The sequence below is a fragment of the Thauera sp. JM12B12 genome, from assembly GCF_039614725.1.
GTDB lineage: Bacteria > Pseudomonadota > Gammaproteobacteria > Burkholderiales > Rhodocyclaceae > Thauera.
This window is the reverse complement of sequence record NZ_CP154859.1, coordinates 3,766,155-3,788,854: the sequence shown is the minus strand read 5'-3', so window position 1 is coordinate 3,788,854 and position 22,700 is coordinate 3,766,155. Positions and strand designations below refer to the sequence as shown.

Annotated in this window: 18 protein-coding genes; 9 read left to right on the top strand and 9 right to left on the bottom strand. The window is 71.0% G+C overall.

Annotation, left to right across the window (positions count from 1 at the left end; all coding sequences use genetic code 11):
- Positions 1-113: 113 nt before the first annotated feature.
- On the bottom strand, positions 114-1,703 hold the full coding sequence (locus AAG895_RS17195) for a DEAD/DEAH box helicase (protein WP_345793193.1): 1,590 nt from the start codon (positions 1,701-1,703) through the stop codon (positions 114-116).
- A gap of 422 nt (positions 1,704-2,125) precedes the next feature.
- Between AAG895_RS17195 and AAG895_RS17190 the strand changes: the two genes are divergently transcribed.
- Positions 2,126-3,256, top strand: a complete 1,131-nt coding sequence (locus tag AAG895_RS17190) for a M48 family metallopeptidase (RefSeq protein WP_345793192.1) — start codon at positions 2,126-2,128, stop codon at positions 3,254-3,256.
- 67 nt (positions 3,257-3,323) lie between these two features.
- On the opposite strand, the gene AAG895_RS17185 is transcribed toward AAG895_RS17190, so the two are convergent.
- The 4 genes from AAG895_RS17185 to cbiB form a co-directional block, all read right to left on the bottom strand.
- The gene (locus AAG895_RS17185; RefSeq protein ID WP_345793191.1) at positions 3,324-4,373 is read right to left on the bottom strand and encodes an MBL fold metallo-hydrolase; all 1,050 of its coding nucleotides are present in this window, start codon (positions 4,371-4,373) and stop codon (positions 3,324-3,326) included.
- Between the two features lie 120 nt (positions 4,374-4,493).
- A complete protein-coding gene (locus tag AAG895_RS17180) occupies positions 4,494-5,456 on the bottom strand; it encodes a cobalamin-binding protein (RefSeq protein WP_345793190.1) in 963 nt (320 codons plus the stop codon).
- A 29-nt stretch (positions 5,457-5,485) separates the two neighbouring features.
- On the bottom strand, positions 5,486-6,556 hold the full coding sequence (cobD, locus tag AAG895_RS17175; RefSeq protein ID WP_345793189.1) for a threonine-phosphate decarboxylase CobD: 1,071 nt from the start codon (positions 6,554-6,556) through the stop codon (positions 5,486-5,488).
- Positions 6,549-7,511: an adenosylcobinamide-phosphate synthase CbiB gene (gene cbiB / locus AAG895_RS17170; RefSeq protein ID WP_345793188.1), complete on the bottom strand. Its 963-nt coding sequence runs from the start codon at positions 7,509-7,511 to the stop codon at positions 6,549-6,551. The genes cobD and cbiB overlap by 8 nt, the downstream gene beginning before the upstream one ends.
- A gap of 173 nt (positions 7,512-7,684) precedes the next feature.
- On the opposite strand from cbiB, the gene AAG895_RS17165 reads away from it, so the two are divergent.
- From AAG895_RS17165 to AAG895_RS17155, 3 genes are all read left to right on the top strand, one after another.
- Positions 7,685-9,196 carry a cobyric acid synthase gene (locus tag AAG895_RS17165; protein WP_345793187.1) on the top strand — a complete coding sequence of 504 codons (1,512 nt, stop codon included), beginning with the start codon at positions 7,685-7,687 and terminating at the stop codon, positions 9,194-9,196.
- Between the two features lie 16 nt (positions 9,197-9,212).
- Positions 9,213-10,058, top strand: coding sequence for an NADPH-dependent 7-cyano-7-deazaguanine reductase QueF (gene queF / locus AAG895_RS17160; RefSeq protein WP_345793186.1), 846 nt, complete (start codon positions 9,213-9,215; stop codon positions 10,056-10,058).
- Positions 10,059-10,183: 125 nt separating this feature from the next.
- Positions 10,184-10,492: a c-type cytochrome gene (locus tag AAG895_RS17155; protein WP_345793185.1), complete on the top strand. Its 309-nt coding sequence runs from the start codon at positions 10,184-10,186 to the stop codon at positions 10,490-10,492.
- 89 nt (positions 10,493-10,581) lie between these two features.
- On the opposite strand, the gene AAG895_RS17150 is transcribed toward AAG895_RS17155, so the two are convergent.
- The 4 genes from AAG895_RS17150 to AAG895_RS17135 all read right to left on the bottom strand — a co-directional run bounded on the left by AAG895_RS17150 (position 10,582) and on the right by AAG895_RS17135 (position 17,085).
- Entirely contained in the window at positions 10,582-12,792 is a 2,211-nt protein-coding gene (locus AAG895_RS17150) for an EAL domain-containing protein (protein WP_345793184.1), read from the bottom strand.
- A 52-nt stretch (positions 12,793-12,844) separates the two neighbouring features.
- Complete coding sequence (locus tag AAG895_RS17145) at positions 12,845-14,800, bottom strand: ATP-binding protein (RefSeq protein WP_345793183.1); 1,956 nt, start codon at positions 14,798-14,800, stop codon at positions 12,845-12,847.
- Between the two features lie 122 nt (positions 14,801-14,922).
- Positions 14,923-16,059, bottom strand: a complete 1,137-nt coding sequence (locus tag AAG895_RS17140) for an HDOD domain-containing protein (RefSeq protein ID WP_345793182.1) — start codon at positions 16,057-16,059, stop codon at positions 14,923-14,925.
- 15 nt (positions 16,060-16,074) lie between these two features.
- A complete protein-coding gene (locus AAG895_RS17135; protein ID WP_345793181.1) occupies positions 16,075-17,085 on the bottom strand; it encodes a CDP-6-deoxy-delta-3,4-glucoseen reductase in 1,011 nt (336 codons plus the stop codon).
- A gap of 21 nt (positions 17,086-17,106) precedes the next feature.
- Between AAG895_RS17135 and AAG895_RS17130 the strand changes: the two genes are divergently transcribed.
- From AAG895_RS17130 to mobB, 5 genes are all read left to right on the top strand, one after another.
- Positions 17,107-17,979, top strand: coding sequence for an SDR family oxidoreductase (locus AAG895_RS17130; protein ID WP_345793180.1), 873 nt, complete (start codon positions 17,107-17,109; stop codon positions 17,977-17,979).
- A 72-nt stretch (positions 17,980-18,051) separates the two neighbouring features.
- Positions 18,052-18,462, top strand: a complete 411-nt coding sequence (locus tag AAG895_RS17125) for a CopD family protein (protein WP_345793179.1) — start codon at positions 18,052-18,054, stop codon at positions 18,460-18,462.
- A gap of 67 nt (positions 18,463-18,529) precedes the next feature.
- The gene (locus tag AAG895_RS17120; RefSeq protein WP_345795327.1) at positions 18,530-19,966 is read left to right on the top strand and encodes a sigma-54 dependent transcriptional regulator; all 1,437 of its coding nucleotides are present in this window, start codon (positions 18,530-18,532) and stop codon (positions 19,964-19,966) included.
- A gap of 133 nt (positions 19,967-20,099) precedes the next feature.
- Positions 20,100-22,112: a cache domain-containing protein gene (locus AAG895_RS17115; RefSeq protein WP_345795326.1), complete on the top strand. Its 2,013-nt coding sequence runs from the start codon at positions 20,100-20,102 to the stop codon at positions 22,110-22,112.
- Positions 22,109-22,600: a molybdopterin-guanine dinucleotide biosynthesis protein B gene (gene mobB / locus AAG895_RS17110; protein ID WP_345793178.1), complete on the top strand. Its 492-nt coding sequence runs from the start codon at positions 22,109-22,111 to the stop codon at positions 22,598-22,600. Before AAG895_RS17115 ends, mobB begins: the two co-directional genes overlap by 4 nt.
- Positions 22,601-22,700 lie beyond the last annotated feature (100 nt).

The window sequence follows — 22,700 nt, the reverse complement described above, 5'->3', positions numbered from 1 at the left end:
CGGGAAGAAACGGCGCGATTATACCCATAACCATACTGTTGCGTATGGGTCGCGTGTCCGACCGGCTCGGGAGCCTCAGGGGACGACGGAGGCGACGTCCCCTGCAGAGGCGCTCAGCGCTCGCCGCCGCCCGGCTTGGCCGAGAACAGGGCCGCGCGCGCCGGCGCGCGCCGCTGCTGGCCTTGTCCCGTGCGGTTGCCGTTGGCTTCGGGGCGCCGGTTTGCAGGCGAACGGTTGCCGTCGGCTTCGGGGCGTCGCGCGGGACTGGCGCGATTGCCGTCGACTTCCTTGCGCGCTTGCGGGGCGCGGTTGCCATTGATCTCGCGCGCTTCGGCCTGCATCGGCGCGCGGTTGCCGTCGACCTCGCCGCGTACGCCTTGCGGCTTGCGGCTGCTTGCACGGCCTTGTTCTCCGCTGCGGCCGCCAGCGGCCGGACGGTCGCCGCCGCGTGCCTGGGCAGCCGCCTGCGGGCGCGGCGGCGCCTGGCGTCCGCCACCGCGGCGCGGCATCGGCGGGCGCTGATGGTCGGCGTCGTGCGCGGCTTCGCCACCGGCGCTGGGCACGAAATCCTCGGCCACGGCACGGTCGAGGCGGCGCTTGATCACGCGCTCGATCGCGGTCAGCAGCTTGATTTCCTCGTTGTCGACGAGCGAGATCGCGTTGCCGGCGGCGCCGGCGCGGCCGGTACGGCCGATGCGGTGCACATAGTCCTCGGGCACGTTGGGCAGCTCGAAGTTGACCACCTGCGGCAGCTGGTCGATGTCGAGGCCGCGCGCGGCGATGTCGGTCGCCACCAGCACCGGCAGCGAACCGTCCTTGAACTGGGCGAGCGCGCGCGTGCGTGCGGCCTGGCTCTTGTTACCGTGGATCGCGGCGGCGCCGATGTCGTGCTTGGTCAGGTACTCGGCGAGCTTGTTGGCGCCGTGCTTGGTGCGGGTGAACACCAGCGCCTGGAACCACTGCTTTTCCTTGATCAGGTGGGCGAGCAGCTCGCGCTTCTGTTTCTGGCCGATCATGTAGACCGCCTGGTCGACGCGCTCGGCGGTGGTGTTGCGCGGCGCGACCTCGACCGTGGCCGGGTTGTGCAGCAGGCCGTGGGCGAGCTCGCGGATCTCGTCCGAGAAGGTGGCCGAGAACAGCAGGTTCTGGCGCTTCTTCGGCAGCAGCGCGAGCACCTTGCGGATGTCGCGGATGAAGCCCATGTCGAGCATGCGGTCGGCTTCGTCCAGCACCAGGATCTCGACACCGGAGAGGTCGAGCGTCTTCTGGCCGACGTGGTCGAGCAGGCGGCCCGGGGTGGCGACGAGGATGTCGACCCGTTTCCTCAGCGCGCTGATCTGCGGGTTGATGTTGACGCCACCGAACATCACCAGCGAGGACAGCGGCAGGTGCTTGCCGTAGGTGTCGACCGACTCCTGGACCTGGGCGGCGAGCTCGCGCGTGGGCGTGAGGATCAGGCAGCGCGGGCGGCCGGGCGGGTGGGGGTGGGCGTGGGTCTGCGACAGGATGTGCAGCAGCGGCAGGGTGAAGCCGGCGGTCTTGCCGGTGCCGGTCTGCGCGGCGGCGAGCAGGTCGCCGCCGGTGAGCACCTGCGGGATGGCCTTGGCCTGGATGGGCGTGGGGGCGGTGTAGCCTGCTTCGGCGATGGCACGTAGCAGCGGTTCGGCCAGCCCGAGGCTGGCGAAGGTGAGTTCGGGGTTCATTCAGTGGTCCGGCGCGAGCCCGCCGCGTTCGAGCGGCACCAATCCGGGCTGCGGGAAGAGATCCGGGCCGCCTGGCAGCCGCGAGGATCGTTTCAGGAGTCGCTGCGAACGACTGGTGCACCGCAGCGAACCGGCACTATAAGCGCTTCGCCCCCGATAAGCGAGGCCTTTCCGCCACCGCGGACGGTTTCCGCGCAAGGCGCGCCGTGCGCCGCGTGCAGACGCTTCGATTGGGCGGCGCGCGTGGGCGGCCCGGGCGCGCCGACGGGGGCCGTGCTCCCCACTCCGGGCGGCGCCAGAGGTGCCGATCTGCGGGCGCAGGCTGCGCGCAGCCCGCAGCTTCGTTACACTCTCGCCGCCGCGTTGATCATCGCTTCCCTTTCACCCGTCTCGACGCGTCCGAGCCGACCGATCCGAATTCGATGCACGATTTCGAGCCCCGCAGCAGCGTCACCCGCTTGCGTGCCCGCCTTGCCCGGCGGCTCGCGCTGGTGTCCTTGGTCGGCCTGCTGGCGTTGTTCGGCCTGATCCTGGCCCTGGCGGCGATCGCGCTCGCGGCCATGACCGCCGCGTGGGTCGCGATCGACCACGGCCAGCCCTTGCACACCGTGGGCTGGGTCGGCCTTGGCCTGGCCTGCCTCGGTTCGGCGATTGCCGGGCTCCATGCACTGCTGCACCTCGCTCCCCAGCCCGAGGGCATCCGCCTGCCGCGGGCGGCGGCGGAGGAGTTCTTCAGCTTTCTCGATGAGCTCGCCCGCCGCTCGGGCGTGGAGCCGATCGACCAGGTACGCATCACGGACGAGATCGGCGCCGCCGTGCTGCAGCGCCCGAGCCGGGGGCTGATGGGCGCGCTGCGCACCGAGCTGCTCGTCGGCCTGCCGCTGGTGCATAGCCTGTCGCCTGCCCAGTTCGGTGCCGTGCTGGCGCATGAATTCGGTCACATCGCCGCGCAGCGCCAGGGCTTGTGTGGCTGGGGTGCCTACCTGCGGGCGTGGTGGATGCGTACCGTCGACGCCCTGCTGCCGGGCATCCCGCCGGGGCTGCCGTGGCTGGCTCGTCATGGCGAGCGGTTCTGCCGCGACATGCTGCGCCTGGCGCGCATCGAGGAGCTCGAGGCGGATGCGGTGGCGGCGCGGCTGGTGGGGCCGGTACTGCTCGGCGAGACCCTGGTCGAGCTGAGCCGCAAGGCGCACTTCCTGGAGCACGACTACTGGCCGCGCGTGCAGGCGCTGCGTACGCTCGATGCAGGGTCGGTGGTGCGGCCGTTCCGCGAGATGGGGCACGGGGTGGCGGCCGGGTTCTCGCATGCGGTGGTCGCGGCCGACCCCGAGCTGCACGCCAGCGAGGCTCGGGCGCATCCTTTCCACCCGTCGCTGCGGCGCCGCCTGAGCGCGCTCAGGATGCGGGCGGCGGCGCAGCCCGTGCCCTCCGGGTCGGCGGCCGAGCACTTCTTTCCCGGGCTGCTCCCCAGCCTGGCGTGGATCTTCGATCGCGCATGGTGGGCGGCTGCACGCAATCCGCGCCACCCGATGACGCCGCCCGACGCGCCTTGAGTGCGGGCGCCGCAAGTGGCCGCGCGCGCAACCGGCCCGCGGCCGGCGGCGCGCACGCCGGCCGTACTCAGAACGCTTCGCGCTCGGCCTCGAGATAGGCGAGGCTCACGTACTTGCCGATGTTGCCGTCGAAGCCTGCGGTGTCGGCGGCACGGCTCGCCACGCGCGGGTCGGCGAGCACGCGTGCGCGCGCCGCCGCCATGTCGGCGCCGTCTTCCACCGCGCGCACGCAGTTCTCGTAGATGCCTTCGAACAGCTCCCGATTCCATTTCAGCACCTCGGCGCTGGCATGCCCGTGGCCGGGCACCCAGATCTTCGACGGCGCATTCTTCTCGAGCGCGTCGTAGAAGCGGAAGGTGCCGGGGTAGGAGCCGTCGTCCATGTTGGCGATGCGGCGGTCCATGGCAACGTCGCCGACATGGGTGAGCTGGTCTTCGACGACCTCGATGCAGATGTCGCCCGGGGTGTGCGCCTGGCCGTAGTGGTGGATGCGCAGGGAGACGTCGCCGAAGCTGAAGCGGTCGCCATGATTGGTCTCGCGATTGGGGGCGACGATGCGCGTGCCGGCGGTGGCCTGGTTGGTCCAGCGCTCCATCAGGCTGTGCCACAGGCTGCCCTGCACGCCCTCGATCTCCTTCTTGCTGACGGGATGCGCGTAGATCGGCAGATCGCTGCCGAAGGCGTCCTCGAAGGCGTGGTTGGCGAGCCAGTGGTCGCCGTGATAGTGGGTGTTGAAGATCGCCACCACCGGCTTGTCGGTGATCGTGCGGATCATGCGCAGCGCCATCTCGCCGATCTGCACGGAGCCGCCGGGGTCGAGCATCACCACGCCCTCGCGGGCGACGACGAAGGTGATGTTGCTCATCATTCCCTGGTTCTCGGGGGTGGGGAAACCGTCCTTCGACCAGATCATCCACACGTGCTCGGACAGGCGCTGAGGCGCGATGTCGGGCACCGCCGGGCCGCGGATGAAGTCCTCGACCTCCCGCGCGAAGGCGCTGAGCGGCGTCCACTGGCTGGCGACCCCGGCGAGCGTGGCGGCGCCGAGTCCGAGCTTGAGCAGCTGGCGACGGCTCAGGCCGTCGGCGGTGGGCAGAGGGCGGTCGGGTCGGCGCATGGTGGTCTCCGGTGTCGTTGCGGGGCTGCAGGGAATATTAACGAAAACCGATCGACCCGATGCGCCGCGATCGCACCGTGCCCGGGGCTGTCCCCGGGTGGGCGAGGCGCCGGAGTACGGTCAGTCGCGCGCGTTCCCTGCCGCCGGGCGACGGCTGCGCGCGTCCTCGAGCTGAGCGCAAAGCTGCTCGGCGCCGTCGAGGATGCGCGGGGTGTGGCGCTGAATGAGCTGGGGCGGAATGAAGAACAGGTTGTCGCGCTGTGTGGCCTCGAGCTGCGCCCAGCGCTTCCACTGGTCGAGCCACTCCGGCCGCGCCTCGCCCATGCCGCTGGCGACGATCGCCTCGGGGTTGGCGGCGAGCACGGCCTCGACGCCGATGGTGGGCGCCAGCTGCGACAGCTCGCCGAACACGTTGCGGCCGCCGCACAGGCGGATCACGTCGGCGATCAGATGCGCGTCGTTGATCGTCATCAGCGGGCGGTCCCAGATCTGGTAGAAGGTGCGCACCGCCGGCTGTCCGCCATAGCGGGCGGCGAGCGCGGCGTGGCGCGCGCGGAAGGCGCTGGCGGCGCCCTCGGCGACGGCCTCGCTGCCGGCGAGACGGCCGAACTGCTCGAGGCTTCTCGCCACGTCCTCGAGACTGCGCGGCTCGTTGAGGAACACGGGGATGCCGAGCGCCTGGAGGCGGCCGAGGTGGGCGTCGCGGTTGCCGCTGCGCCAGCCCACCACGAGGTCGGGGCGAAGGGCGACGATGGCCTCGAGGTCGACCTGGGTATAGCCGCCGACCTGGGGCAGGGCGCGGGCGGCCTCGGGATAGTCGCTGTAGGCGACGACGCCGACGACGCGATCGCCGGCGCCGGCCGCGAACAGGAGTTCGGTGACGTGGGGGGCGAGGCTGACGATGCGGCGCGCGGGTTGGGCGAGCACCACGCGTTGGCCGGTGTCGTCGGTGATCGCGACCTCGGCGCGGGCGGCCGAGGGCAGGACGAGCGAGAGCGTGGCGAGCAGGCCGGCCAGGCCGGCGGCAAGGGGCGAGGCCGCGGCGGAGCGGCTGTTGGCGGAGCGGGCGTGGGGCATGGTCATCGGATCGGGCTGGAGGGCGCGCCTTGGCATCAAGGCCGCCGTGGTGCGGGAATCGGGGCGGAAGTGGGCCTCATGTCCGCGTCGGCAGGCGCAGCCGGGGCGGGTCCCAGGCAGGCCGGGAGCGCTTCCGCCAGTCGCGCCCATCCGGCCTCGTCCGCTGGCAGGCCGAAGCGCAGCGCCGGAGGGTGCTCGAACGCGCGCAGCAGGATGGCGCGGCGCGCGAAGGCGTCATGCAGGCGCGCCGCATCGGGATGCTCGACGTGCTTGAACAGCGCCGGGCCGCGTGCCTGCAGGCCGTGCGCGGCGAGCAGGGCGTGCAGGCGCGCGCCGGCCGCGAGCAGTGCGGCGCGCGCCCGGGCCTGCCATGCGATGTCGCCGAGGGCATGGCGTGCCGCCCAGCGCGACGGCCCGGCGAGGGTCCACGGGCCGAGGCGTTCGGCGAGCGCGCTGCGGACCTCGGGGGGCGCGAACACGAAGCCCACGCGTGCGCCGGCAAGGCCGAAGAACTTGCCCAGCGAGCGCAGCACGACCAGTCCGTCGCTGCCGGCCAGGGGCACCAGGCTCGCCTCCGGCGTGGTGTCGACGAAGGCCTCATCCACCACCAGCCAGCCGCCGCGGCGCGCGAGGCGGGCGTGCCAGTCGAGCAGGCGGTCGCGGCCGAAATGCAGCCCGGTCGGATTGTTCGGCTGCACCAGCACGACGATGTCGCTGCGCTCGACCGCGGCGTCGACCGCGTCGGCGCATTGCTCGGCGTCGTCTTCGAGGGCGATGGTCCGCGTCGGGCGTTCGCGCCAGGCGTGGGCGTGTTCGGCGTAGCCGGGGCTGAGCAGGCTCACCCGTTCGCCGCGCAGCACGGCGGGCAGGGCCTGGATCGCCGGCTGCGAGCCGGCGACCGCAAGCAGCTGCGCGCTGCCGTAGTAGCGCGCAGCGGCAGCGTCGAGTCCGTCGTCGTCCTCGGGCAGGCGCTGCCAGGCGTCGGCCGGCACCGGCGGCACGGGGTAGCCCTGCGGGTTGATGCCGGTGGAGAGGTCCAGCCAGCGCTCCAGCGCAATGCCGTGGGCGAGGGCGGCGCGGCGCAGGCGGCCGCCATGCTCAAGCATGGCCTGCTCCGATGCCGGCGAGCAGGGCCGCCGCGGCGATCGTGGCCAGCCACAGCCAGCTGCCGTGGCGGACCAGCGCCACCGCGCCGCGGATGCTGGCCACGTCGGCGCCACGGCCCCCGCCCAGCGGCGGCCGCACTTCCTCGCGGCCGTGATAGATCGCCGCACCGCCCAGGCGTACGCCGAGCGCTCCGGCCCCGGCGGCCATCACCGGGCCGGCGTTGGGGCTGTCCCAGGCCGGCGCCTGCGTGCGCCAGCATGCGAGGGCCTGGCCGGTGCGTCCGAGCAGGGCGTAGGTCAGCGCGGTCAGCCGGGCGGGGACGAAGTTGAGCACGTCGTCGATGCGCGCCGCCGCCCAGCCGAAATGCAGGAAGCGCGGCGTGCGGTAGCCCCACATCGCATCGAGGGTGTTCGCCAGCCGGAACAGCAGCGCGCCTGCGCCGCCGGCGAGGAGGAACCAGAACAGCGCGCCGAACACCGCGTCGTTGCCGTTCTCCAGCACCGACTCGGTGGCCGCCCTGGCGACGCCTTCCTCGTCCAGCGCCGTGGTGTCGCGGCTGACGATCCAGCCCACGCGCTCGCGCGCTTGATCGAGATTGCCGGCTGCCAGCGGGGCGGCGATGGCCTGCGCGTGCTCGGCCAGGCTGCGGCCGCCCAGCGCCAGATAGAGCAGACCTACGTCCACGGCCCAGTGCGCCTGTGGGTGGACGCCGCGCAGCCACGCCGCGAGTGCGACCCAGGGCAGCACGGCCAGCGCCCACGCCAGCACGCCGGCGAGGCGCCCGCCCGCGGTGCCGTCGCGGCCTGGGAGGGCGCGGCAGGCGCGCTCGACCCAGCCCGCCCAGCGCCCGAAGCCGACCAGCGGGTGATAGCGGCGCACCTCGCCGAAGGCGCGGTCCGCGAGCAGGCCGGCGCCCATCTTGAGGGCGAGGAGGAGCGGGAAGGAAAGCAGCATTGACGCGGGTTCCTGCACATTCAAGGGCTGAGCGAAGGCGGGGGCGAGCGGGCGGACTCGGTGCATGCGCCTTGCCACCGGCGCGACCACGAGTCAGAGGCACGCGAGCGCCTCGCGGGGGCGATCTCGGCGATAATTCCGCCCCTTTCCGCAAAACCGCAGGATTCTACGCCATGTCCCCCCCGATCACGCTGATGGTGCAGGGCACCACCTCGGACGCCGGCAAGAGCACCCTGGTCGCCGGGCTCGCGCGTTGCCTGCGCCGGCGCGGCCTGCGCGTGGCGCCTTTCAAGCCGCAGAACATGGCGCTCAACTCGGCCGTGACGGCCGACGGTGGCGAGATCGGCCGCGCCCAGGCCCTGCAGGCACTCGCCGCGGGCGTCGCGCCGCACACCGACTTCAACCCAGTGCTGCTCAAGCCCTCGTCAGACATCGGCGCTCAGGTCATCATCCACGGCCACGCCGTCGCCAACCTCTCGGCGCGCGATTACCACGCCTACAAGCCGACCGCGATGGCGGCGGTGATGCAGAGCTGGGACCGCGTGTGCGGCGCCTACGATGCGGTGCTGGTCGAGGGCGCCGGCAGTCCGGCCGAGATCAACCTGCGCGACCGCGACATCGCCAACATGGGCTTCGCAGAGGCGGCCGACGTGCCGGTGGTGCTGGTCGCCGACATCGACCGCGGCGGCGTGTTCGCCCACCTGGTGGGCACGCTCGAGCTGCTCTCGCCCTCCGAGCAGGCGCGGGTGAAGGGCTTCGTGATCAACCGCTTCCGCGGCGACATCGGCCTGCTGCAGTCCGGCCTCGACTGGCTGGAGGCGCGCACCGGGCGTCCGGTGTTCGGCGTGCTGCCCTACCTGCACGGGCTCTTCCTCGATGCCGAGGACGCGCTCGCCGATGCTACCGCCGACGTGCGTGCGGGCGAGGCTGCGCTGCGGGTGATCGCGCCGGTCTATCCGCGCATCTCGAATCACACCGATCTCGATCCGCTGCGCCTGCATCCACAGGTGGATTTCCACTGGGTCGGCCCGGGGCAGACGATCCCACCTGCCGACCTGATCGTGCTCCCCGGCTCCAAGAGCGTGCAGGCCGACCTCGCCTGGCTGCGCGCGCAGGGCTGGGAAGAGGCGATCCTGCGCCACCTGCGCTACGGCGGGCGGGTGCTGGGAATCTGCGGCGGCTTCCAGATGCTCGGTCGCGAGCTCGCCGATCCGCTCGGCCTCGAGGGGGCGCCGGCCAGCGTCGCCGGCCTCGGCCTGCTCGACATTCGCACCGAGCTCGCGCCGCACAAGCAGCTGCGCAACGTGCGCGGCCGGCTCGCGAACCTGGGCGGGGTCGGCCGGTCCGAGCTCCTGTCGGCGGACGGCGCGGCGGTCGCCGGCTACGAGATCCACATGGGGGTCAGCCGCGGCTCCGCACTCGAGCGCCCCGCCGTGCTGCTCGATGACGCTGGCGGCACGCGGCCCGACGGCGCGCTGTCGACCGACGGGCGGGTCCTCGGCACCTATGTGCATGGGCTCTTCGATGACCCGGAGGCGGTGTCCGCGCTGCTCGACTGGGCCGGGCTGCGCGGCGCCGCCACGGTGGATCTCGCCGCCCGCCGCGAAGTCGACCTCGACCGTCTTGCCGACGCCGTCGAGGCTCATCTAGACCTCGACGCGCTGCTCGCCGCCGCGCGCCACTGACGTTCCGGGATCACGCATGAACACCCACTCCACGCGCCCGCACGGCGCCGAATCGTCCCCGCTCGGCCGGGTCGTCGCCTACCGCGACACCTATGCGCCCGAGCTGCTGTTTCCGATCGAGCGCCAGTTGAAGCGCGCCGAACTCGGCCTGCGCGCCGATGCGCTGCCCTTCGTCGGCGAGGACCTGTGGAATGCCTACGAGCTGTCCTGGCTCGACGCGCGTGGCAAGCCGGTGGTCGCGCTCGGCGAGTTCCGCGTTCCGGCCGCCTCGCCGCGGCTGATCGAGTCGAAGTCGCTCAAGCTCTATCTGAACGCCTTCAACCAGCAGCGCTGTGCGAGCGTCGAGGAGGTGCGCGCGACGATCGCGCGCGACCTGTCGGCAGCGGCCGGCGCCGCGGTGGCGGTGGTGCTGCGGCCGCTGCACGAGCGCCCCGAGCGCCGCTTCGGCTACCCGGAAGGCGTATGCATCGATACGCTCGAGATCGACATCGACCGCTACCAGCCCTTTCCGGAGGCGCTGCGTGCCGACGGGCCGGAGGTGCAGGAGACGCTCTACTCGCACCTGCTGAAATCGAACTGCCTGGTCACCGGCCAGCCCGACTGGGGCACCCTGGTGGTGCGCTACCGCGGTCCCGCCATCGATCGCGCGGGCCTGCTGCGCTACGTGGTCTCCTTCCGCGCGCACGACGAATTTCACGAACAGTGCGTGGAGCGGGTGTTCTGCGACCTGATGGCGCGCTGCAGACCGCGCGCGCTGGCGGTGTGGGCGCGCTACACCCGTCGTGGTGGTCTCGACATCAATCCCTTCCGAGCCAGCGGCGCTGGCTCGAGGGCGGACGAGGCGATGGAAGTGCGCCAGTGAGGACTCGGCCGGGCGGTGATGGAGCGCACTGCAAATGTGCAACATCGTTTGCGAATCATGGGCAAAGCTGCGCCTGCGGTGGTTTAATACGAGCCGGTAACAACCAACACCAAGAGGTAAGGAATATGAAGGCACTCGTTGCTGCTGCGGTTGCTGCAGGTCTCCTCTCCGCTTCGCCCGCTTTCGCCTCCGAGGCGCTGGCCAAGTCCAAGAATTGCATGGCCTGTCACGCGGTGGACAAGAAGCTGGTCGGCCCGGCCTACAAGGAGGTTGCCGCCAAGTACGCCGGTCAGCCCGACGCCGTCGCCACCCTGGCGACCAAGGTGCAGAAGGGCGGCGTGGGCGTGTGGGGCAAGGTTCCGATGCCGCCGAACGCCCAGGTGAACGACGCCGACGCCAAGGCGCTGGTCGAGTGGATCCTCTCGCTCAAGTGATGCAGGGCCCAGGCCGCGCGGTCGTGCGGTCCTGAGTTGAAAAAAGCCGGCATGCGCCGGCTTTTTTCTTGCGGGTGCGCAGGCGCGGCTCAGTTCGCGTAATGCGCGGTCGCGCTGCTGGCGTCGAACGCCTCGAACAGCCGTTCGGGGCTCGAGAGCCAGTTGCGGGCCTCGGCCGCTGCCGCCGGGCGGGCAAACAGGTAACCCTGCATCACGTCGCAGCCGAGGGCGCGCAGCGCGCGCGCCTGCTCTTCGTTCTCCACGCCTTCGGCGACGAGCTCGAGCTCGAAGCCGCGCGCAATGCCGGTGATCGCCGAGATGATCGGGTTGGTCATCGGGCCTTCGAGGTCGCGCACGAAGCTGCGGTCGATCTTGAGCGAGCTCACCGGAAACTTCTGCAGGTAGGCGAGCGCCGAGTAGCCGGTGCCGAAGTCGTCGATGGCCACGCTGATGCCGGCCGAGCGCAGTTCGCGCAGCTTGGCGGCGACGCTGGTGGTGTCGTCCATCATGATGCTCTCGGTGATCTCGATCTCGAACTGGTCCGGATCCAGCGCGTGGCGTCCGAGGCATTCGGTGATGGAGGCGACGATGTTGGCGCGGTGGAAGTCGTGCGCCGAAAGGTTGATCGACAGCCGCGGCGCCTCGATCCCCGCCGCCCGCCACTCGGCGACCTGGGTGCAGGCACGCTCCAGGACCCAGGCGCTGATCTCGCCGATCAGGCCGACCTCCTCGGCCACCTGTACGAACGTGGCGGGCGGGATCGGACCGAGCACCGGGTGCTGCCAGCGCAGCAGGGCTTCGAGGCCCACGATGCGACGCTCGATCACGCTTACCTGGGGCTGGTAGTGCAGATCCAGCTCGTTGCGGGCGAGGGCGGTGCGCAGGTCGTTCTCGAGCGCAATGCGGTCGCGGTGGCGGGTGTTGAGGTCGGGGTCGAAGAATCGGTAGGCGTTCTTGCCCGAGCGTTTGACCTGGTACATCGCGACATCGGCGTGACGGGTGAGCTCCTCCGCCGTGCCGCCGTCGCGCGGGTACAGTGCGATGCCGACGCTCACCGTGGCACGGAACTGGCCCTGGCTGAGGGAAATCGGCGCGCCGAGCGCATCCAGCACCTTGCGCGCGATCACCTCGGCGTCCTCGGGCTGATTGATGTCAGGCAGCAGCACGGTGAACTCGTCGCCGCCGAGGCGGGCGAGGGTGTCGCCGCGGCGCAGCGTGGCCGACAGGCGGCTGGCGATGGCGCGCAACAGCGCGTCGCCTTCGGCATGGCCGAAGGTGTCATTGACCAGCTTGAAGCGATCCACGTCGATGAACATCACCGCCAGCGCCCCGGTGCGGCGCTGGGCCTGCGCGATCGCCAGCTCCAGGCGGTCCTTGAACAGCACGCGGTTCGGCAGGTGGGTGAGCTGGTCGTGATAGGCCTGGAAGGTGATGATCTCCTCGGCGCGCTTGCGCTCGGAGATGTCGCGCGCGACGCCGTACAGGCCGACGACGCGGCGGTCGTCCTCCTGCGTGATCATCGGAATGCCGGTGAGCGACACGGTGACGCTGTCGCTTTCGCTGTCGGCGCCGCCGCGGTAGCGGCGCAGGCGCAGCTCGACGTTGAAGCTCTCCCCCGGCAGGCTGCTCGGCTGGCTGAGCAGGCCGTCGATGCGGTCGAGGTCCTCGGGCATCACCAAGGTGGTGAAGGGGCGGCGCATGAGCGCGCTGCGGTCGTAGCCGAGCAGGGCCTTGACGCGCGGATTCACGTAGGTGAAGCGGCCGGCGCTGTCCAGGGTGAAGATGAGGTCGGGCGAGCTCTCGACGAGGTAGCGGTGCAGGCGCTCGGAAGCCTTCAGGCGCTGGCTCATCAGCTTGTTGGCCTTCTCCAGGGCGCCCTTGTGCAAGGCGCCGTCGACCGCGCGCTGCAACTGGGCCACGTGGTAGGGCTTGCGCACGTAGTCGTCGGCGCCGCGGCGCAGCGCCGCGATCGCGGCATCGATCGCATCCTCGCCGCTGATGATGATCACTGCCTCGTCGCGCTGGTGGTCGACCAGCCAGTCGAGCAGGGCGAGGCCGTTGGCGTCGGGCAGGCGGTAGTCGAGCAGGATGAGCGCGTAATGCTCGTGCTCGAGGCGCTCGATGGCCTCGCCGATCGTGCCGCACTCGTCGAAATGCCTTCCCGGTCGTGCAAGCACGTGCGGGAAGGTGCGGCGCAGGGACGGATCATCGTCGACGATCAGGATCCTGAACGTGCCGGCCTCGACACCGGAAGTCCGCTCGGTCTGAGGCCGGAATGCATGCTCGGTCGGCGTGACCATGGCTCCCGGGAGGTGTGGTTTGGAGGTCTTGTTCGACCGCATGATGCAACACTCAGGCGCTTTGTTCCAGCGGCACGAAAATCTGGAAGCTGGTGCCTGCACCCATCTGGGATCGGCATAGCAAGGTGGCATCCCATTGGGCGAGGATCTCGCGCACCACGCTCAGTCCCAGACCCTGGTGGCCGCTGCCCTTGGTAGTCTGCCGCGGCGTGAGCGGGTCCTGGGCACGTTCCGCCGGCAGGCCCGGGCCGTTGTCCACGAAGCGGATCTCGAGGCAGTTGCGGCCGTCTACGTTGACCAGCGGGAACACCGACACCACCAGCCGCTGGCCCGGCTGCAGCGCCTCGGAGGCGTTGCGCAGCAGGTTGAGCAGCACCTGCTTGAGCGCCGAGGCGGGGATCGCGGCGGGCGGCACGTCACGCGCGGCGCGCAGCTCGAGCTGGATGCCGCGGCTGCCGAACAGCGGCTCGCCGTAGAGCGTGCGCATGTCGAGCAGCAGCTCGGGTACGCGGCAATGACGTGTCTCGCTGACCTCCGCAGGCAGATCCGCGGCGCCGCGCAGCAGGTTGTCGATGCGATCGAGCTCGGCGTTGAGCAGGCTCATCTCGTCCTGCAGGGGGATGTCGTCCGCGCGCTCCTGGCTCAACATGCCGATGCGGCTCTTGAGCACGGTGAGCGGGTTGGTCGCTTCGTGCACGACCTTGCGCACGTGCTCGCGGAAGCGCTGTTGCAGGACGGCCTCGCGGGCGGTGAGCTCGCTGCGCTGGCGGTGGTAGCTGCGCAGCGCGCGTGCAGCCGCGCCGAGCAGGGCCGCATAGCGCCAGCGCACCTCGCTGTCGAGCGCCTTCGCCGCGGCCGCGCCGATCACGGCCACCGTGGCGTCCTGGCCCGAGCTCAGCGGCAGCACGTGGAAGCCGCAGCGGCCCAGCCAGCGTGCGATCTGCCAGTCGGCCACGCTGCGCCCAGGCCCGCCGCCCTCCGCGAAGTACGCGGTCGGATGTTCGCTGCGCGCACCGAGCGCGATGCAGCTGGCCTCGTCGTCGATACGCAGCTCGAGTTCGCCGATGAGCGCGGCGACGCTGTCGGGCGCCGCATCGAGAAGCGGCCGCAGGCGGCCGTCCTCGCTGGCGCCGAGGAGAATGGGAGGCGTGTGCAGGCCGAACAGCGGGCACGCGATCTTCAGCCGTTCGCGAATGGTCGCGCTGTCCAGATCGACGAAGGCCGCGGTGAGCAGGCCGAGCATGCCGGCACAGCGGTAGGGGTCCTCGGCCAGGCGCAGCGAGGGGCGCGCGGGCGGGCTCGCCGAGGCCGGCACGGCGGGATAGGCGGCATGGCCGGAGACGATATAGCCGACATCGGTGCGCAGGCTCAGCACGCTCGTCGTCTCCAGGCCGCATAGCGTGGCGACGCGCGCGGCGTGATCCTGCCAGTCGGCGGCGGCAAGACGCTCGGCGGCCTCGACCACGGCGAGCAGGGGGTGCGCCGTTGCCAGCTGTTCGTCGAGCAGGCCGCAGGCTTCGAGGGCATCGCCGAGGCTGGGCGGCAGGCCGCAGGCGGCCACGAGGGCGGCGGCGTCCGGGCAGCGTTCGCGCTTCCAGGCGGGCGAGCGGGTGAGGCCTCGCCACAGCCCGGCGAGATAGGCCTCGTCCGGGCGCGGGTACCCGGTCTCGATGGCGAGATGGAGCGCGCATTCGGCACGCAGCAGCGCGCCGTCGGTCGCCTCGTCGCCCGCCTCGCCGGCATGGCCGAGGCCGAGCAGCCAGGCGCGCAGCAGGTCCGGACCGACACCCTCGAGGCGGCGGCGCAAGGCCGCGTTGATGCCTTCGCGCAACTCGCCGGCACGGATCGGATCGGCCACCAGCAGGGCCACGCTCAGCGCCGGATCGCGTGCGGCGACGAGGGCGATCTCGGACCAGTTCGGCGCCGGCGCAGCCAGCAGGCGCAGGATGGTGGACGCGCCATCCGGCAGGGGCTGGAGCTCGAAGGCACTGAAGGCGGCAGGCAGCATGCGGTCGGACGCGAGGAATGGGGCTCGGGGATTCTAGCCGTTCGTCCCGCCGCTTTCCGTGACCGGTGTGGCAGTCGGATGCTTGGCGCCGGCGCCTGCCGCCGCGCGGGTGCCGGGCGCACTCATGCGTTCAGGCTGTCGGCGAAGCCGAGGCCGACGAGCAGGGCGCGATTGACACGCTCGAACGGCAGGTGCAGCTCGCCGGCGGCGGCATTGAGCGCCTTGACGTCGAAGTTCTCGCAGGATTGCGCCAGGCGCAGGAAGGGCGCGAACTCGCCCTGGCCGTAGAGCAGGGCCTCGCTGACGTTGGCGGGCAGGTTCATCTCCTCGAGCAGGGCCTGCATCGAGGTGCCGAGCAGGGTGTGCAGCAGGGAAAAGGCGCCGGTGATGAAGAGGTTGTCGCGCTCGCCGGCATCGAAGTAGCTCGCGCCGATTTCCTCCATGAAGCGGCCGCGCGCGATCGCGGTCTGCATCAGCGCGGGCGCGCTCGGGTCGCGGCTGGCGGTGACCAGCAGCAGCGACAGCCATTTGTTGAGGGCGTCGTAGCCGAGGATGCTCACCGCGTGGCGGAAGGACTGGATCTCGACCATCAGGCCGAAGCCGGCCGAGTTGATGTAGCGCAGCAGCTTGTACGACAGCGCCACGTCCTGCTTGAGCACCGCCTCGATGTCGCGGATCTCGCCGTTGTTGCGCACCAGGTTGAGCAGGCGGACGATCTGCGCGTGCCCGGGCGTGAGCGCCTTGGCCGGCGGGTTGCCGTGGAGGAAGAACCAGCCCGAGGCGCCGTCGTAGCCCGCGCCGACGGCGTCGCGGAATCCGCCGATGTCGGGCAGGCCCCAGGCCAGGCTGAGCCCCGGCGAGCCTGACGGGGTGGGGACGCGGCGGGCGTCGATGAGGACGAAGCGCCAGTCGTAGCCGGCGGGCAGGGCGACGCCCGGCTGGTACCAGGTCAGGCACATGCCCACGCCGGCGTCGCGCAGATTGGCCATCAGCGCCTGTGTCTGCGGGTGGGCGAGCGTCTGCGCCGGGATTTCGATGGCGACGTTGTCGGGAATCGACCACGCCATGAGGTCGGGCGTGGGTACGAGGCGACCGAGGCTGACGAAGACCGGATGGTGGGTCGGCCACACCTCGGCCTGGCCGGCGAGCGCCTCGGCCACCGCGCCGATGTTCGGGCCGTGGGCGATGATGCGGTTGGCGGTGATGGCGCGGTTCTTGTTGACGACCGGTTCGCGGGTCAGCAGCGTGGTCTGGCTCATCGAGCGCTCCGGGGCTCAGTTCGAGGGCTGGGCGAAAGTGAACGCATCGGCGAAGAAGGCGTCCCCCGCCAGTCCGCGCTCGATGCAGAAGCTGCTGCGCGCGACCTCGATCATTGCCGGTGCGCCACAGGCATAGACCTCATGCTGCGCGAGGTCGGCAAAATCGTCCAGTACCGCCTGGTGCACCAGCCCCTGGCGGCCGTCCCATGCTTCGTCCGACAGTACCGGCACGTAGCGGAATCCGGGCAGCGCGGTTTCCCAGGTGCGCGCGAGCGCGTCCATGTACAGACCGGCGCGGGTGCGTGCCCCCCAGTAGAGCGTGATCGGCCGTTGCAGGCCGGTGTGGAGGGCGTGCTCGACGATGCCCTTGATCGGCGCGAAGCCGGTGCCGCCGGCAACCATGACGATCGGTCGCGTGGAGTCCTCGCGCAGCCAGAAACTGCCGAGCGGGCCCTCGAAGCGCAGGATCTCCTTCTCCTTCATGGTCTCGAACACATGGGCGGTGAAGCGGCCGCCGTCGATGCGACGCACGTGGAGCTCGAGATGGCCGGCGTCGTGGGGCGCATTGGCGATCGAGAAGCTGCGGCGCTGGCCGTCGGCGAGCAGGATGTCGATGTACTGGCCGGCGCGGAACTGGAACTGCTCGCTCGCCGGCAGCTTGAGGTCGATCAGCATGACGTCGTCGGCGAGGCGCTCCAGGCGCTGCACGCGCGCCGGCAGCTTTCTCACCGGGATGTCGTCGGCGCGGCTGACGTTGCGCGCCTGCACGACCAGGTCGCCCAGCGGGCGGGCGCAGCAGAACAGGGTGTAGCCCTCGCTGCGTTCGGCGTCGGTGAGCGCGCCCGCGGAGTGCGGCTTCAGATCCACCTCGCCTTCGAGCACCTTGCCCTTGCAGGCGCCACAGGCGCCGTCGCGGCAGCTGTGCGGCAGCAGCAGGCCTGCGGCGAGTGCGGCCTCGAGCACGGTCTGATCATCGGCGGCCTCGAAGTGATGGTCGCCGGGGCGAAGTGAAATCCGATGGGTCATGGTGCGTGAGATAATCAAAAAATGAAACGAATCCTGATCGTGGGCAGCGGTGACGTCGCGCTCCGCGCCCTTCCCTGGCTGACGCGCCGCTTTCGCGTGTTCGCCCTCGTGCGCCAGCCCGAGAGCTGCCCGGCACTGCGCGCGGCGGGCGCGGTCCCGCTGCTCGGCGACCTCGACGATCGCCACAGCCTGCGCCGCCTGGCCGGGCTGGCCGACGCGGTGCTGCACTTTGCGCCGCCGCCCGCGAGCGGCCCGGACGACCCTCGCACGAAGCGGCTGCTGGCCGCGCTCGGAAGCGGCAAAAGTCTACCACAGGGGGTGGTATACATAAGCACGACAGGGGTTTACGGCGACTGTGGCGGGGCCCGCGTGGACGAGACGCGGCGCTGCAACGCACAGACTGCGCGCGGTCGGCGCCGGGTCGATGCCGAGCGCCGGCTGCGTAGCTTCGGCCGCCGCGCCGGCGTGCGCGTGGCCGTGCTGCGCGCGCCCGGCATCTACGCCGCCGACCGCCTGCCGCTCGACCGCCTGCGCCGCGGCGATCCGGTGCTGGTCGTCGACGAGGACGTGCATACCAACCACATCCACGCCGACGATCTCGCCCGCCTCGCCTGTCTGGCGCTGTTTCGCGCTCCCGCGGGCCGGGTGTACAACGCGAGCGACGACTCCGGCATGAAGATGGGGGACTACTTCGACGCCGTGGCCGACGCCTTCTCGCTTGCCCGCCCGCCGCGCCTGCCGCGCGCCGAGATCGCCGCCCGGCTGTCGGCGCTCACCCTGTCCTTCATGGGCGAGTCGCGCCGCCTCGACAATCGCCGGCTGAAGCGGGAACTGCGCGTGCGCCTGCGCTATCCGACGATCGCGGACGGGCTGCGCGCCGCGACCGCGGGCTGACCCAGCCGCGGGCGCGCCTGCAGCGCCGCCCTGTTGCGCACATTTCCGATCAATCCTGGAGCGAGATCCTCGATGCTGTCCCTGAAGGCCCTGCACATCGTCTTCGTCGTGAGCTGGTTCGCCGGCCTGTTCTACCTGCCCCGCCTGTTCGTCAATCATGCGATGGTCGAGGACGCGGCCACCCGCGAGCGCCTGGCGATGATGGAGATGAAGCTGTACCGCTTCATGACCCCGCTCGGCATCCTCGCCGTCGGCCTCGGCCTGTGGCTGTGGTTCGGCTACGGCTTTGCCGGCGGCTGGCTGCACCTGAAGACACTGCTCGTGATCGGGCTCATCGGCTACCACCTGTACTGCGGCAAGCTGATGCGCGACTTCGCCGCCGGCCGCAACACGCGCAGCCATGTCTGGTACCGCTATTTCAACGAGATCCCGGTGCTGGTGCTGTTCGTCGTGGTGTTCCTGGTGGTGCTCAAGCCGTTCTGAGGCTGCGGGCACGGAGGCGTGACGGAGGAGGATGGCGGTGAGGGGAGAGGGCACGATGGTGCACGAGATGACGCGGGGCCAGGCGGGCGCCGCCGGCGCGCGTGCGGAGCCGGTGGGCCTGGCCGAGTACAACTGGCAGGCGCATTCGGTGCTGGTGGTGGACGACGAGGAGGGCATGCGCAACTTCCTCGAGCGCACGCTCGCCCGCCGGTGCGGCATGGTGCAGTCGGCGGCGGACGCCGAGCACGCGGCGGCGCTGATGGCGCGGCTGCATTTCGATCTGCTCATCCTGGACATCGCGCTGCCCGGGAAGTCGGGCATCGAGTGGCTGCACGAGCTGCGCGAGCATGGCTACACCGGCGACGTCATCCTCGTCACCGCCTTTGCCGACATGGAGACCGCGATCGACGCCCTGCGTGGCGGCGCCTCCGACTTCATCCTCAAGCCCTTCCGCGTCGACCAGATTCTCAACTCGATCAAGCGCTGCTTCGAGCGCGCCGGTCTCGCGCGCGAGAACTTCGTGCTGCGCCGCGAGCTCGCCGGCCTGGCGGCGGATCCCACCGGCCTCGTCGGCCATTCGCCGGCGATCGAGCAGCTGCGCGCGATGGTGCGGCGCATCGGGCAGATGCCCAGCACGGTGCTGCTCCTCGGCGAGTCGGGCACCGGCAAGGAGGTGGTGGCGCGCGCCCTGCATCAGACCAGCCCGCGCGCGCAGCGCCCCTTCGTGCCGGTCAACTGTGCGGCGATCGCTTCCGAGCTGATCGAGAGCGAGCTCTTCGGTCACGTCAAGGGCGCCTTCACCGGCGCCACCGAGAGCCGCAACGGACTGTTCTACTACGCCCACGGCGGCACGCTGTTCCTCGACGAGATCAGCGAGCTGCCCTTGCCGATGCAGACGCGCCTGCTGCGCGTGCTCGAGGAGCGCAAGCTGCGCCCGGTGGGCTCCGAGCGCGAGGTGCCGGTGGATGTGCGCATCATCGCCGCTTCGAACCGCGACCTGGCCACCGAGGTACGCGCCGGGCGCTTCCGCGAGGATCTCTACTACCGGCTGGCGGTGGTCGATGTCGCGCTGCCGCCGCTGCGCGCGCGGCCCGAGGACATCCCCGACCTGATGCGGCATTTCATGGGGCAGTTCTCCACCCAGCTCGGGGTGGCGCCCTTGCCGCTGTCGCACGAGGTGGTGAGCCGGCTCACCGCCTACCCCTGGCCGGGCAACGTGCGCGAACTGCGCAACTACGTCGAGCGCTCGCTGATCCTCGGCTGCTTCCCGCCCGAGCCGCACGCGGGTGGTCACGCTCCGCTGCTGGCGGCGGAGGACGATCTCGAACTCAGCCTCGCGGAGGTCGAGCGCCGCCACATCGAGCGCGTCACCGCCGCTTGCGACGGCAACAAGACCGAGGCGGCGCGCCGGCTGGGCGTGTCGCGCAAGACCCTCGAGCGCAAGTTCGCCGACTGGGCGGCCGAGGCCGAGTACGCCGCGCGGCGCGCGGAACGCCGGGCCTGAATCGCATGCGCACCCCGGGGAGGCGGCGCGACCGGCCGGGCGCGGGACGGGGGCGTCGAGGGTGACACCCCTTGTCGATCGCCTGCGCCGCTCGGTGCGCGCCAAGCTGCTCGGACTGGTGCTCGCGCCGCTGATGCTCGGCTTTCCGCTCATCATGGGCCTGCTCTGGTACTGGGGCGAGGTGTATTACCACCGCCTCATGGTGTCGCGCGTCGGCAGCGACCTGGCGACTGCGCACGGCTATTTCGAGCGCGTGGTCGACGGCGTCGGCAGCAGTGTTCAGGGGCTGGCCGGCTCGCATGCGCTCGCGCGCACGCTGGCCGAGGAGACGCCGGCCGGCGTCTCCGCCCTGCTGGCGGCGCGCAAGGGCGGCCTGGGCCTGGACTTCCTGAACCTGCTCGATGTGAACGGACGCGTGCTCCACGCCTCCACCGCCACGGCGACCGGCGCAGGCCGTGCCGACTGGCCGGTCGTGCAACGGGCGATCCGCGCCGGCGGCGGCAGCGTGGTGGAGCGCTTCACGCCCGAGCAGCTCGGCGAGATCGATGCCGCGCTGCGCGAACGCGCCCGTCTCGCGCTGGTGCGGACCGCGCGTGCGCGCCCCGATCCGCGCGCGGAGGAGGACCGCGGACTCGTGGTCCATGCGGCCGCGCCCGTCGTCGACGCCGCCGGCAATCTCATCGGCGTGCTCGAAGGCGGCGTGCTGCTCAATGGCAACCTCGATTTCGTCGACACGCTCAACGCCATCGTCTATCGCGAAGGCAGCCTGCCCGAAGGCAGCGAGGGCACGGCCACCCTTTTCGTCGATGACGTGCGCATCGCCACAAACGTGCGCCTCTTCGAGGGCGTGCGCGCGCTCGGTACGCGCGCCTCGGACGAGGTGCGCAGGCACGTCCTCGACCACGGCCGCACCTGGCTGGAGACCGCCTTCGTGGTCAACGACTGGTACGTGTCGGCCTACGAGCCCGTGCTCGACAGCCGCGGCGAGCGTGTCGGCATGCTCTACGTCGGTTTTCTCGAAGCGCCGTTCCGCGCCGCCAAGCGCATGGCGCTGCTTGCGGTGGGCGCGCTCGCCCTGCTGGTGTGCGTCGCCGGTGCGCTGCTGACGCTGTACTGGGCGCGCGGCATCTTCCGTCCGATCGAGCGCATGCACGCCACCATCGGCCGCATCGACGCGGGCGACGAGCGTGCGCGTGTCGGCGATCTCGCCAGCCGCGACGAGCTCGGCCGCCTCGCCACCGCCTTCGACCGCCTGCTCGACGACCAGGCCGTGCGCCGCGGCGAGCTGCAGGCGCTGAACGCCTCGCTCGACCGCAAGGTTGCCGAGCGCACCGCCGCCCTCGCCGCGGCCAATGAAGAACTGCGCGCCGCGCAGCGCCGGCTGGTGATGAGTGAGAAGCTCGCCGCGATCGGCGAACTCACCGCCGGCGTCGCGCACGAGATCAGCAACCCCACCGCGGTGATCCAGGGCAACCTCGACCTGCTGCGCGAGGAGCTCGGCGCTGCGGCGCAGCCGGTGGCCAACGAGATCCGTCTCATCCACGAGCAGGTCGGACGCATCCGCCTGATCGTCACCAAGCTGCTGCAGTTCGCCCGCCCGGGCGAGTTCGCCGGCTACGTCGAGCGCGTGGATGTCAACGCCGCGCTCGCCGACTGCCTGGTGCTCACCCGCCAGCACCTCGTGCGCGCAGACGTGAGGGTCGTGCAGCGATTGGCCGCGACCGTCCGGGTCAACATCAACCTGCAGGAGCTGCAGCAGGTGCTGATCAACCTCATCGTCAACGCCGTGCAGGCCATGCCCGCCGGCGGCACGCTGACGCTGGAGACCACCGACCGCGACCCCGCCGGCGACGCGCGCGGGGTGCGCATCACCGTGCGCGATACCGGCAGCGGCATCCGTGCCGAGGACCTCGCGCGCATCTTCGACCCCTTCTTCACCACCAAGAAACGTCAGGGCACCGGGCTCGGACTGTCCATCAGCCACACCCTGGTCGAGCGCTACGGCGGCCGCATCGAGGTGGACAGCGCCCCCGGGCAGGGTGCGGCCTTCACCGTCAGCCTGCTCGCCGAGCCCGTGTATCGAGAACTCCCCGCGCTGCCGCCCGGTGGCCGCGACGACGCAACCGCAGGAACGCAAGCAACATGAAAGTGATGGGTTTCGCCGGCTGGTCCGGCAGCGGCAAGACCACCCTGGTCGAACAGGTGATCGGCGTGCTCAGCGCGCGCGGTCTGGTGGTGTCGCTGGTCAAGCACGCGCACCACAGCTTCGACATCGACCATGCCGGCAAGGACTCGTGGCGCCACCGTCAGGCCGGCTGCAGCGAGGTCATGGTGAGCTCGGCGCAGCGCTGGTCGCTCACCCGCGAGCTGCGCGGCGCGCCCGAGGCCACGCTCGACGAGCTGCTCGCCCGGCTCGGGCCTTGCGACCTGGTGCTGGTCGAAGGCTTCAAGCGTGCCGCGATTCCCAAGATCGAGGTGCACCGCGCCGTGGTGACCGAGCCGCTGCTGCATCCGGACGATCCGCACATCATTGCCATTGCCACCGACGTCAGGCTGGGCGCAACACTGCCCCAGCTCGACATCAACGATCCCGCGCAGGTGGCCGACTTCATCGTGGACCGCCTGCGCTTGTAGCGCCACCCCGCCCGCGATCGCGTGGCGCGCTGTTGCATCGGTGCGACCTGCGGGCAAGAGGCCGGCCATGCTCTGCTAAGATTCTCGAGATTAAAAATTT